Below are 12,180 nucleotides of genomic sequence, written 5' to 3'. Positions count from 1 at the left end.
ACCTCATCGCTACCGTCGCCTGGCCGCCACCCACCAAGCACTTCACGACCGTCCCCCGGTACAAGCCCGGCACAGTGTCCCGGAAGTGACGACATTCATGTGTCCCAGAAGTGACGCGTCATGACAGCCGAACCTACTGGCTGCAACCAGTAGGTTCGGCGCCGAGCAGTAGGTTCGCTATTTGGTGAGGGAGACGGTCGTCCCGCCGGAGAACATCGAGTCGTGCAGCTCGAGCTTGGTCGCCTTCGCACCGGCCGGCATGTCGTAGACGAGGGTGCCGGTCAACGTGTTGCCTGGGTTGATCTCCTTCATCCAGATGTCGTTGTTCTTCAGGTATATCGCAGCTGCGGAGTCGGGGCTGAACGAACGACCTTGGTCGTCGGTCAGCTTCTGGTTGCTGTCGAACATGGTCTGCGGCTTGTCGCCGATGTTCTTCACCGTGACCGTGATCAGCACGAACTGCCCCTGCGCCTGCTGGTTCAGGTACTCGTCGCCGATCTGCTTCACGCCAGGCTGCACCTTGGTGACGGTGAACTCGAACTTGCCGTCCCGCACCGGGGTGTTCAGGCCAGGATCCTTCTTCTCCTGCTTCTCGGCCTTCGTCTGCGACGGCTCGGCGGCCGCCTGGGACGAGCGGGCGGAGGACTCCTGGCTCGTACTCGACGAGGTCGACGTCTCGGACGTGGCGGCGTCGGTGCCCTTGCCGCCACCGCCTCCGAGAGCCGACGCCATGGCCCCGAGGAGCACCAGTGCGCCGAGCCCGGTGAGTACCTTGTGACGCAGGAACCAGTTCTTCTTGAGCGGGTTGGCGTACGGCGGCGCCGGCGGCAGGTTGCCACCCTGACCGTACGGCGAGGGCTGCTGCCCGTGCCACTGCTGGCCGTTCGTGTTGTGGTTCGGGTTGTACTGCGGCGCACCGTTGTTCATCGGCTGCTGGTCGTTCATGGTGGGTCCTTTCCAAGGTTCTTCGTCGATGTTCCAAGTGGACGACGGCAGGCCCCTTCTCCACTTCCACCGCACGGCTGCAGCCGCCTCCCCCGATCGATGGAGCTTCGGCGCCGGCGTCGATCCGATCGGTGGAACCGACTGTGGGTGCTCTCCCATAGGTTGTGCGCATGATGTCGTCCACCGACCCCATGAGCGCTCGTGGCGACGGGTGCGGACGACGTCGCTGGTGGTCGTGGCGTTCTTCTCCACCACATTGGCGATCGCCTACAACGACCTTCGCCGCGTCGGCGCGACCGATTCGGAACAAGTCGCGACGACCTCCGATTGGACCTTGCTCGCCTGGCTCGTCGGCGTGGTCCTCGGCATCCTGCTCATCTGGCGGCGCCGGTGGCCATGGCAGCTCTTCGGCGCCTACTGCGTAGCCACCATCGCCCTGCCGATCGACGGATTCCTGCCTCTCGCAGGCCTTTTCACGGTGCTGCTCATCGCACGCCGGCGCGAACACGTCCTTGCGGCCATCGCAGCGGCATCGCTCGCGGTCGCCGTTTCGGTGTACCGCGACGTCACCGACGGCGTCCCTGAGGTCTCTTCCTTCTGGCGACTGTTCTTCCGGTACGAGGCCGGCGTCGCGTTTCCGTGGTGGTTGATCGCGCTCATCACGACCGTCCTGGTCGCCGTCGTCGGACTGTTGGTCGTGTTCACCCGCAACCGGCGAGCGCTCGACACCAGCACGCTCAAGGAACAGATCGCGCACACCCAGATCGACCGGTTGAGCGAGGAGGTGGCCCGCCGGGCGGAGCGTGAACGCATCGCCCGTGAGGTCCATGACGCGCTCGGCCACCGCCTGTCGCTGCTCAACCTGCACGCCGGCGCTCTGGAGATGGCGGCGGGCAACAACCCGAAACTCGCTCAGAGTGCGCGGGTGGTGCGCGAGAGCGCTCAGCAGTCGATGGCCGACCTGCGTTCGTTACTCGGGCTGCTACGCGAACCCGGCGACCCCGACGTGAGCAAGGCGCTGCTCACCCTCAGCGACCTTCCCGGGCTCATCGACGAATCTCTTGCGGCCGGAAGCCCGGTTGCGTCCTCGATCTTCATCGACGAGTCGGCGCCGCTGGACGAACAGGTCAGCCACACCGTCTTCCGGATCACCCAGGAACTGCTCACCAACTCGCGCAAGCACTCGCCCGGTGCGCCCATCCGGCTGCACCTCGACGCACGGCCGGCCCGCGGCATCGAGATCTCAACGACCAACCGCCTGCGTCCCGGTGCCGCATCCGCGTTCCGCCCCGGCAACGGGCTCACCGGCATCCACGAACGCGTCACCCGATGCGGGGGCGAGTCGTGGGCATGGGTGGACGACGACGCCTTCCGGGTGTTGGTGCGGCTGCCGTGGCAGTTCCGCCCGGCCGAACTGAAGGTGGGCCGATGAACGACCTCCGCCCGATCAGGTCCTGATCGTTGACGACGACGCGATGGTCGTGTCGGCCCTGCAAGCCATCATCGGCATGCCCGACGACATCGACGTGGTCGCGACCGCGTCCGACGGTGACGAGGTGGTCGACGCGATCCACCGCCACCATCCGGACGTCGTCCTGCTCGACGTCCGGATGAAGCGGCAGGACGGTCTGGTCACCACCGCGCAGATCCAGCGGCTGACCCACCCGCCGCGAGTGATCGTGCTGACCACCTGGGACACCGACGACATCGTCCAGCGAGCCATCGCCGCAGGCGCCGCCGGTTTCCTGCTCAAGACCGCCGACCCGGCCGACATCATCGCCGCGGTGCGCAATGTGCACCGCGGTCAGGGCGCGCTCGCCCCCGGCAAGGTCGGCTACGTCTTCGGGCTGGTCAACGAAGGCCGTACCGACCGCGACGCCGCACGAACCTCGATGTCCGCACTCAGCGAGCGCGAGCACGCGGTGGTCGTCGAGGTGGCCCGTGGGCTGTCCAACGCCGAGATCGGACGCACGCTCTATCTCGGCGAAGCCACCGTCAAGACCCACCTGGCGAACGCGCAGCGCAAACTCGGTGTCGGCGGACGCGTCGAGGTGGCGGTGATCGTCACCAAGGCCGGTCTGGTCTGAAATCAGACCGCGATCGGGGCCACGATCACGCCCCTCGGGTCGTAGGTCGATCGCACCGGCCGCCACCGCGAGTAGTTGCCGGCGAGGTAGCGCTGCATCGACGTCCCGGCCTCAAGGTAGTTGACGTACCCGCCGCTGGAGTAGGGACGCATCGCGGTGTGGGCCTGGCCGATCCAACGGTAGGCAGAGGTGTAACCGGTGCCGCCGACGTACCACTGGACGGTCGCCATGTGAGAACGCCATGGGAAGGTCGTCGCCGATGCGGAGGGCCAGGACGGTGCGCCGGTCAACGGATCAATGATGGCCACGCCCCGTCCCCCCGCCTGGGACCGAGCACGCAACGTGCCCAGCAGCGCGGTCGCGGCGGCCGTGCTCATTCGCGGCAGGACGTCGGAACCGGCCGCCCAGGCCTGACGAGGCGACGTCGTCCCACCACCGAACCAGCGTGCTGCTTCGAGGTATGACATCTGGCGATAGGACGAGGAGCTCGGACGGATACCGATCGCCGAGATGAGCGCGGACGCCGCATCTCGTTCGTCCCCCGCTTCGTGCCGCGCAGGTCGAGGACGATCGTCCCGGACGCTGCCGACGCACCGACGTACGAGTGGCCGCCCGCTCGCGCAGAGACCTTTAGTCCATAGCGGCGCGCAAACGCGAGCGTCTGCTGGATGTCGGCCTGCCCGGTCGGCCGCACCACCGCCAGCGGAGTCGCGCCGTCGTAGCGGGTGTTGAAGATCAGCTTGCCGGACGCGTACCCGGTCGAGCCCGGACGGTGGACCGGCCCGGTGACCGCACGGTCGAACGCAGCCCAGTCAGGCACGGCAGAGCTCAGCGCAGTGGCCGGCGACGCGACGACCGGGGTGATGACGGCGCCGGCAGCGGCACCGAGGACGGAGCGGCGAGTGATGTTCATGACTGATGGGCCCCCGAACTGCGAACCAGGTTGGTTTCACGTCGGTAACCACCGTCCTCGCCTCAGCGCGAATCCGCCATGGGTAGCTCTGCCCGGAAAGGAGTCCTTCAGGACTTGGACTTCCGCATGCGACTCCAGACCTTGTCGATGTCCGCCATCGGGTCGTTGCCCTCGCGCACCTGCTTGGCCGACCGGATCATCGCCGCGTCGTAGGCCTTCCGGGCGTAGCGCTTGGCGTTGTACGCGGCAACACCGTCGGAGTCGGTGAGCACGATGAAGCGACGGTTGCGGACGCCCTCCAACGCCTTGGACGCGACCTCGTCGGCGGACCGCGGGGCCTGCGCGATGAGCCTGACGGCGGTCTCCTCCATGTCGACGTCCTTGCCCTGCAACGATTCTGCGAGGTTGGTGCGGAAGAACGACGGGCAGATGACCGATACGTCTATGCGGTCGGGGGCAAGTTCGTGGCGCAACGTCTCCGAGACCGCGACGACCGCGGCTTTCACCGCGTTGTAGGACGCCATGCTCGGTGCGTGCACGAGTCCGGCCAGAGACGCGGTGTTCACGATGTGCCCGCCGCCCGCCTCCTTCATCATCGGCACGAAGGTGCGGCAGCCGCGGACGACACCGAGCAGATTGATGTCGATGATCCACTGCCAGTTCTCGATCGACTCCACGTCGATGCGTCCGCCGGCTGCGACACCGGCGTTGTTGAACAGCAGATCGAGCCCACCCCAGGTCGCCTCCACCCAGTTGCGGGTCTCGTCCCAGCCCTCGTCGGAGCGCACGTCCAGCTGCCGATACTCGACGCCGGCCGGCAGCACGCCTTCGGGCGCGAGTTCATGGACGTCGACGACCAACACCTTGGCGCCCTCGGCGGCAAGGATCTTCGTCATCGCCAGGCCGAGTCCGGAGGCACCACCGGTGACCAGGGCACGCTTGCCGGCGAAGGACTGTGGTTCACGGCGTAGAGGATTCTTCATCAACCCGACGCTACCGGTGAGTACCCGCGTGCGTCCGTCGGTCAGCTCTCCAACATCGCACGGATGTCGGCGGCGGTGATCGCGCCGGACGCACCCTCGCCGCCGTCGACGACCCGGGCGAACAGGTCGCGCTTGCGCTCCTGCAGGGCGACGACCTTCTGCTCGATGGTGCCCTGGGAGACCAGGCGGTAGACCATCACCGGCCGGTCCTGGCCGATGCGGTGCGCGCGGTCGATCGCCTGCGCCTCGGCAGCCGGGTTCCACCACGGGTCGAGGACGAAGACGTAGTCGGCCTCGGTGAGGGTGAGCCCGACACCACCGGCCTTCAGCGAGATCAGGAAGGCTGCGGAGTCGCCGTCCTTGAAGTCGTCGATGACCTTCTGCCGGTTCGTGGTCGAGCCGTCCAGGTAGTTGGTGGTGATCCCGGCCTCGGTCAGCGCGGACTCCACCAGACGCAGGTAGGAGGTGAACTGGCTGAAGACCAGTGCTCGGTGGCCCTCCGCCGACAGTTCCTGCAGCTGGTCGATGAGGAAGGCGATCTTCGCGCTCGGCTCGCGCGAGGAGTACTCGGCGTCGACCAGGCGCGGGTCGAGCGACAGCTGGCGCAGGCGGGTCAGCGACGACAGGATCGCGATCCGGTTCGCGTCCGGGTCGTCGAGCAGGCCGAGGATGCGCTGGCGTTCGCGCTGAAGGTGCCTCTTGTAGTACGCCTCGTGCTTAGTGGTGAGCGAGATCTCCTGCAGCTGAACCTGTTTCGGCGGCAGGTCGGCCGCAACGACCTCCTTGGTTCGGCGCATCATCAGCGGCTTGATCCGGCGTCGCAACTGCTCGAGCTTCTCCGGCTCGACACCCGACTCGATCGGCTTGCGATAGGTGTTGCCGAAGAGTTCGGGCTTGGGAAACAGTCCGGGCGCGGCCAGGGCGAGCATCGACCACAGGTCCATCAGCGAGTTCTCCAGCGGAGTACCGGTGATCGCGAGAGTGAAGGGTGCACGCAGTCGCTTGGCCGCGTGGAAGGTCTTGCTCTGATGGTTCTTGATGAACTGTGCCTCGTCGAGGATGAGCCCGCGCCAGGAGAGCGACTGGAACTCCTCGGCGTCCAGACGAAGCACGGTGTACGACGTCACCACGACCGCCGCTCCGGCAACCGTGTCCCGCAACGGTTCTCCACGCTTGGACGCGGTGCGCTGCACGGCGACGACGGGCATCCCGGGAACGAAGGTCGCAGCCTCCCGCACCCATGTCCCGACCATCGACGACGGCGCGACGACAAGCACGGGAGCCGTGAGTTCGCCGGCCTCGTGGGCTCGCGCGATCATCGCGAGTGCCTGAACGGTCTTGCCCAGGCCCATGTCGTCGGCAAGAATGCCGCCGAGCTGGGCGTCCCAGATGCTCGCGAGCCAGTGGTAGCCGTCCACCTGGTACGGACGCAGGGTGGCGGTGAAGCCCTGCGGCGCGACCGGCGGCTCGCCCTTGCCGACCGATTCCAGGCGGGCGACCCGTTCGGACCAGGCAGCTGACGCGCTGGTGACGACGCCGAGTTCGACCAGTTCGTCCCAGTAGCCGAGCTGGAACTTGTTGAGCTGCAAACCGCTCGAACGGCGATCGGACAGCTCGCGCGCCTCGGTGATGAGGGACGAAAGTCGTTGCAGTTCGGGGTGATCGAGCGAGAACCAGGTGCCGGAGTCGAGGAGCAACAACTCCTCGCCGCGGGCCAAGGCACGGAACAGCGGCTCGAAGGGCACCTTCTCGCCGCCGACGCTGACCTCGACGCGCAGGTCGAACCAGTCGATGTCGTCGGAGTCGTCCGCACCGATCTCGATCAGTGGGTCGTCCTGGGCCTCTTCGAACACCGGCAGATCATCGGCGCGCTCGACGATCACCAGGTCGTGGCGGTCGAGTTCATCGAGGAGGTTGGTGAAACGCACCGCAGCGAAGTCGGTGAAGATCTCGCGGTCCTTCGGCCACCACCCGATGCCGCCGATCGCCTCGAGCAGCGACGCCTTGCGCAGCAGGGGCTCCAACTGCTCGACGAGCACCCGTTCGTTGTGCCGGTCGCGCCCGCTCCAGGGTGTGGCGTCCAACGCCATCGTGTGCAGTTCGCCGCCGGGGTACCGGACACCGGTCGAGACGAGGACGGCCGTGCCGGACTCCCGTTCCACCTTCAGGTGCAGCCGCAGCGGCTCGACCAGCGCCAGGCGGGGCTTCCCTACCGACCCGCCGGCCACCACCCCGTATCGACGGGCGAGCTTGGGCAACTGAGCGACACGGAAGGACTCGGCGAGGGACTCGGGCACGGTCACCGGTCCGTTGGCCGACAGCCACTGCGCCATGGACGACATCGGCCGGTCGAGGCCGGCGAGCACCACATCGTGATCGCTGATGATGACCAGACCATGCGCCGGGTCACCGATCAGCACCAGCCGGCCGTGCCGGTGCAGGTCGATCTCGGTGCGACCGATCAGCTCACCGTTCGGGCCGTCGGAGAATCGGACGTCGGTACGCACCGGCGTCGCGAGCAGTTCGATCGAAGCGTCCGGGTGGGCGAACGCGGGCAGCAGTTCGACACCGGCGGCGACAGCCAGTTGAAGGTCGTCCCAAATTCCGCCCCCGAGTTCATCCAGCATCAACCGCGGGGCGCGGGTCATCACGCCGCCGGCACCGCGCCATCGTTCGAGCAGCCGGGTGAGGGCCTGCGCCTGCTCGGGCACGAAGAAGCGGCGTCCGGAGGAACGGGCGTCGGTGCGGACGTCGGTCCACTCGATCGACATGTTCCAACGACCGGTCTTCCCGCGGCGGCACGGAATCAGTTCGAAACGGGTACGCGGGGAGGAGTCGGTGCCGGACCGCGGCGCCATGATCGGTGCGATGCGCAAACCCAACGCGTCCGCGTCCGTGAAGGTCTGGGACGCCTCGTCGTCGCCCAGGAATCGGTCGGAGAACTCGCGCCAGTTGGCGTCGCCGGTCGGTGTCGGTTGCAGCGCACCACCGAGCGCTTCGCGACCCGACATCACCATCGAGGCGACGTGCTTGCACGCCTCCTTGACCGGGCAGGAGCACCTCGAACGCCAGTCGCGGGGTGGCGCGCCCACCTTCGGGACGGTCAACATTGCCGTGTACGGCCGCACGTCGCCGCCGTTCACGGTGCCGATCAGCAGGCGCCCGTTGTCACCGACGTTGATCGACTCGACGCGTTCGGCGTCGACGTACCCGAGCGCTCGCTCGTAGGCGAAGCGGCCCACGTGCTCGATCACGTCGTCGTCGCTCACCTGGGCCAACCAGGCCGCGCCGCGTACCTGGAGCCGAGGGGAAGTGACCATCGTCCGAAAATAACCCGTGCCGCCCGCTTCCGGAAATCCCTGGGTGCCGGCGATCAGTCGGTGGGCACCTTCTCCAGGTCCTTGAGCCAGACGGTGGCGTTGCCGTCGGACGGCGCGCGCCAGTCACCGCGCGGTGAGACGGACCCGCCGGCCATCACCTTCGGCCCGTTCGGCAGCGCCGATCGCTTGAACTGGCTGAACGCGAAGAAGCGCTTGATGAACACCTCGAGCCAGGACCGGATCTCCGGCAGGTCGTACGCGATCCGCTTGTCCTGCGGGTATCCCGCGGGCCACTCACCGGTCGTGTCGTCGTGCCACCCGTGCCAGGCGAGGAAGGCGATCTTGCTGGGTCGGTAGCCGTAACGGAGCGTGTAGAAGATGTTGAAGTCCTGCAGCGCATACGGTCCGATGGCCTCCTCGGTCGACTGCGGCTTGTCGCCCTCCTTGCTGGGCACGAGTTCGGGGCTGATCTCCTGATCGACGATCGCGGTGAGCACCTCGCCCACCTCGTCGGTGAACAGTTCGTGCGCGACGACCCAGCGAATGACGTGCTGGATCATCGTCTTCGGGATACCCGAGTTGACCGTGTAGTGCGACATCTGGTCGCCGACGCCGTAGGTGCACCAGCCGAGCGCCAGCTCGGACAGGTCGCCGGTGCCGAGGACGATTCCGTTCTCCTTGTTGGCGATCCTGAACAGATAGTCGGTCCGCAGGCCGGCCTGCACATTCTCGAAGGTGACGTCGTAGACCGGCTTGCCCTCGCCGAACGGATGACCGAGGTCCTTCAGCATCTGGGTGGCGGTCGGCCGGATGTCGAGTTCGGTGAAGGTGACGCCAAGTGCCTCGCCGAGCTTCCAGGCGTTGGTCTTGGTGGAGTCGGACGTCGCGAACCCGGGCATCGTGTAACCGAGGATGTCGGTACGCGGGCGCCCCATCCGGTCCATCGCCCGCGCGGCCACGATCAAGGCGTGGGTGGAGTCGAGACCGCCACTCACGCCGATGACGATCTTCGGGTTGCCGATCGCGCGCAGGCGCTGGACGAGGCCGGCCACCTGAATGTTGTAGGCCTCGTAGCAGTCGAGGTCGAGGCGGGCGGGGTCGTCCGGCACGAACGGGAAGCGGTCGACCTTGCGCAGCAGGCCGATGTCGCCGGCGGGCGCCTTGAGTTGGAAGTCGACGGTGCGGAACTCCAGTACCCGGTCGGTGTAGGTGCGCGCGTTGTCTCCGATCGACCCGTCGCGCTGCCTGTCCTGCCGGATGCGGTCGAGGTCGATGTCGACCACGGTCCGACGCGGGCCGTCCGGGAAGCGCTCGGTCTCACCCAGCAGGTCGCCGCACTCGTAGACCATCGTCATGCCGTCCCAGGACAGGTCGGTGGTCGACTCCCCGACCCCGGACGCTGCGTACAGGTAGGCGGTCAGGCAGCGAGCCGACTGGGCGCGCACCAGCAGATGACGGTCCTCGGCTCGGGCCACGGTGATCGGGCTGCCGGAGATGTTCGCCAGGACGCTCGCGCCGGCCAGCGAGGCGATGGACGACGGCGGGACCGGCACCCACATGTCCTCACAGACCTCGGCGTGCACGACGAGCCCGGGCACGTCGGTCGCATTGAAGAGCAGATCGGGACCGAAGGGAATCTCGTTGTCCCCTAAACGGATCGACTCACCGATCTGATCATCGCCGGGCGCGAAGTGGCGCTTTTCGTAAAACTCGCGGTAGTTCGGCAGATAGGACTTCGGGGCGACGCCGAGGATCTCACCGCCGTGGATGACGACGGCGCAGTTGTACAGGCGCAGACCCTTGCGCAAAGGCGCGCCGACGATGACCAACGGTCGCAGTCGCCTGGTCGCGTTCGCGATGGTCGCGAGCGCGTCTTGGACCGCCTCCAGCACCGGGTCCTGCAACAGCAGATCCTCGATCGCATAACCGCTCACGCAGAGTTCGGGGAAGATCGCGACGGCGACTCCCTCCGCATGGACAGCTTTGAGTTCCTTGACGATCGACGCCGCGTTGGTCGCCGGTTCGGCGATCGCGGTCGGGACCGTGCACGCCGCGACGCGTGCGTAACCGTGGGCGTACGCCGACCAGAAGTCCGTGCTCGAAGCCATGCGGAGAGTCTGCCAGTCCGACGCCCCACACCCGCGTGGAGCCGCTCATCGACGCACCGGCACCGCTCGGCGAGACAAGCGCCCCCGTGTGACCTGGCTCACTTACGCTCGCGAAATGACCGAGCCGTCCGCGCAGCTGTCCCACACCCACGGCGAGACCGACACTCCGCTGATCGAGCAGACGATCGGCGACAACTTCGACGCGACCGTCGCGAGCTTCGGCGATCGGGGAGCCCTGGTCGACGTCGCACAGGGCAAACGCTGGACGTACGCCGAACTGCAGTCGGACGTCGATCGGTTGGCCCGCGCGCTGCTCGCCGCCGGCGTCGCCAAGGGTGACCGCGTGGGCATCTGGGCACCGAACCGCAGCGAGTGGGTCCTGGTTCAGTACGCGACCGCGAAGATCGGCGCGATCCTGGTCAACATCAATCCCGCCTACCGTGCACACGAGTTGAAGTACGTGCTGAAGCAGGCCGGCATCTCCTATCTGTTCGCGGTCAGCGAGTTCAGGACCAGCAACTACGCACGGATGGTGCAGGGCGTGCGGCACGACTGCCACGATCTGATGGACGCGATCTACTTCGAGACCCCGGAGTGGGACGCCCTGCTGGCCCAGGCGGACGACGTCACCCCGCAAGCGCTCGCCGACGTCCAGTCGGGCCTCGACAACAACGACCCGATCAACATCCAATACACCAGCGGCACAACAGGATTCCCGAAGGGTGCGACGCTGAGTCACCGCAACATCCTGAACAACGGTTTCTTCGTCGGAGAAACCTGCCGCTACACCGAGCAGGACCGGGTGTGCATCCCGGTGCCCTTCTACCACTGCTTCGGCATGGTGATGGGCAACCTTGCGTGCACCAGTCACGGCGCCTGCATGGTCATCCCGGCGCCTGCGTTCGACCCGGCCGCCACTCTTCAGGCGACCCAGGACGAGAAGATCACCAGCCTGTACGGCGTCCCGACCATGTTCATCGCCGAGTGGGGTCTGCCGAACTTCGCCGACTACGACCTGTCGAGCGTCCGTACCGGCATCATGGCCGGCTCACCGTGCCCGGCGGAGCTGATGAAGAAGCTCATCGCCGCCGGCATCGAGCAGATGACGATCTGTTACGGCATGACCGAGACCTCGCCGGTCAGCACGCAGAACCGCACCGACGACACCTTCGAACAGAAGGTCGGCACCGTCGGACGCGTGATGCCGCACCTGGAGATCAAGATCGTCGACCCCGTCACCGGTGAGACCCAGCCGCGCGGCAGCAGCGGCGAGTTCATGACCAAGGGCTATTCGGTGATGCTCGGCTACTGGGAACAGCCGGACAAGACCGCCGAGGCCATCGAGGACGGCTGGATGCACACCGGCGACATCGGCGTGATGGACGACGCCGGCTATGTGCAGATCAGCGGCCGGATCAAGGACATGGTGATCCGCGGCGGCGAGAACATATATCCGAGGGAGATCGAGGAGTTCCTCTACACCCACCCCGACATCGTCGACGCACAGGTGATCGGGGTGCCGGACGAGAAGTACGGCGAGGAGTTGTGCGCCTGGATCCGCCTGAGGCAGGGCGCCGAGCCGATCACCTCCGAGTCGTTGAGGCAGTTCTGCTCCGGCCAACTGGCTCACTACAAGATCCCGCGTTATGTCGAACTCGTCGACGAGTTCCCGATGACCGTAACGGGCAAGGTACGCAAGGTCGAGATGCGCGAGACGACCGCCGCGAAGCTCGGCCTCGGCGGAGGGTGACCACTTTTTTTCGGATAGTGCTTGTTCCCCAAAATATCAATGCGGAAGATCTCGGTACGAGACGATGATCGTTG

Annotated in this window: 9 protein-coding genes; 3 read left to right on the top strand and 6 right to left on the bottom strand. The window is 66.7% G+C overall.

Going from position 1 to position 12,180, the window contains the following annotated elements; genetic code table 11:
• Positions 1–177: 177 nt before the first annotated feature.
• Positions 178–945 (bottom strand): DUF4352 domain-containing protein, encoded by a 768-nt coding sequence (locus tag ACYU8W_RS04605; protein WP_499467014.1) that lies wholly within the window; start codon positions 943–945, stop codon positions 178–180.
• A 211-nt stretch (positions 946–1,156) separates the two neighbouring features.
• Between ACYU8W_RS04605 and ACYU8W_RS04600 the strand changes: the two genes are divergently transcribed.
• Both ACYU8W_RS04600 and ACYU8W_RS04595 read left to right on the top strand, forming a co-directional pair.
• The gene (locus ACYU8W_RS04600) at positions 1,157–2,377 is read left to right on the top strand and encodes a sensor histidine kinase (RefSeq protein ID WP_499467012.1); all 1,221 of its coding nucleotides are present in this window, start codon (positions 1,157–1,159) and stop codon (positions 2,375–2,377) included.
• A 22-nt stretch (positions 2,378–2,399) separates the two neighbouring features.
• Positions 2,400–3,032: a response regulator transcription factor gene (locus ACYU8W_RS04595; RefSeq protein WP_499467024.1), complete on the top strand. Its 633-nt coding sequence runs from the start codon at positions 2,400–2,402 to the stop codon at positions 3,030–3,032.
• Positions 3,033–3,034: 2 nt separating this feature from the next.
• Here ACYU8W_RS04595 and ACYU8W_RS04590 read toward each other — a convergent pair whose 3' ends face one another.
• From ACYU8W_RS04590 to ACYU8W_RS04570, 5 genes are all read right to left on the bottom strand, one after another.
• A complete protein-coding gene (locus tag ACYU8W_RS04590) occupies positions 3,035–3,409 on the bottom strand; it encodes a hypothetical protein (protein WP_499467011.1) in 375 nt (124 codons plus the stop codon).
• Positions 3,406–3,945: an FAD-binding protein gene (locus ACYU8W_RS04585; protein ID WP_499467009.1), complete on the bottom strand. Its 540-nt coding sequence runs from the start codon at positions 3,943–3,945 to the stop codon at positions 3,406–3,408. Before ACYU8W_RS04585 ends, ACYU8W_RS04590 begins: the two co-directional genes overlap by 4 nt.
• Positions 3,946–4,052: 107 nt before the next feature.
• On the bottom strand, positions 4,053–4,928 hold the full coding sequence (locus ACYU8W_RS04580; protein ID WP_499467007.1) for an SDR family NAD(P)-dependent oxidoreductase: 876 nt from the start codon (positions 4,926–4,928) through the stop codon (positions 4,053–4,055).
• Positions 4,929–4,969: 41 nt separating this feature from the next.
• A complete protein-coding gene (locus ACYU8W_RS04575) occupies positions 4,970–8,248 on the bottom strand; it encodes a DEAD/DEAH box helicase (protein WP_499467006.1) in 3,279 nt (1,092 codons plus the stop codon).
• A gap of 53 nt (positions 8,249–8,301) precedes the next feature.
• Positions 8,302–10,356: an NAD(+) synthase gene (locus ACYU8W_RS04570; protein ID WP_499467004.1), complete on the bottom strand. Its 2,055-nt coding sequence runs from the start codon at positions 10,354–10,356 to the stop codon at positions 8,302–8,304.
• Between the two features lie 115 nt (positions 10,357–10,471).
• Between ACYU8W_RS04570 and ACYU8W_RS04565 the strand changes: the two genes are divergently transcribed.
• The gene (locus ACYU8W_RS04565; protein WP_499467002.1) at positions 10,472–12,106 is read left to right on the top strand and encodes an AMP-binding protein; all 1,635 of its coding nucleotides are present in this window, start codon (positions 10,472–10,474) and stop codon (positions 12,104–12,106) included.
• Positions 12,107–12,180: the final 74 nt, after the last annotated feature.

The sequence above is a fragment of the Yimella radicis genome (genome assembly GCF_054778255.1).
The sequence above is the reverse complement of the archived record's forward strand: the minus strand, read 5'-3'. Positions and strand labels throughout refer to the sequence as shown.

Excerpts from the sequence above, each read along its gene's own strand:
- ACYU8W_RS04605 (WP_499467014.1), bottom strand. The coding sequence starts at position 945 with ATGAACGACCAGCAGCCGATGAACAACGGTGCGCCGCAGTACAACCCG.
- ACYU8W_RS04575 (WP_499467006.1), bottom strand. The coding sequence starts at position 8,248 with ATGGTCACTTCCCCTCGGCTCCAGGTACGCGGCGCGGCCTGGTTGGCC.
- ACYU8W_RS04565 (WP_499467002.1), top strand. The coding sequence starts at position 10,472 with ATGACCGAGCCGTCCGCGCAGCTGTCCCACACCCACGGCGAGACCGAC.
- ACYU8W_RS04590 (WP_499467011.1), bottom strand. The coding sequence starts at position 3,409 with ATGAGCACGGCCGCCGCGACCGCGCTGCTGGGCACGTTGCGTGCTCGG.
- ACYU8W_RS04585 (WP_499467009.1), bottom strand. The coding sequence starts at position 3,945 with ATGAACATCACTCGCCGCTCCGTCCTCGGTGCCGCTGCCGGCGCCGTC.
- ACYU8W_RS04580 (WP_499467007.1), bottom strand. The coding sequence starts at position 4,928 with ATGAAGAATCCTCTACGCCGTGAACCACAGTCCTTCGCCGGCAAGCGT.
- ACYU8W_RS04570 (WP_499467004.1), bottom strand. The coding sequence starts at position 10,356 with ATGGCTTCGAGCACGGACTTCTGGTCGGCGTACGCCCACGGTTACGCA.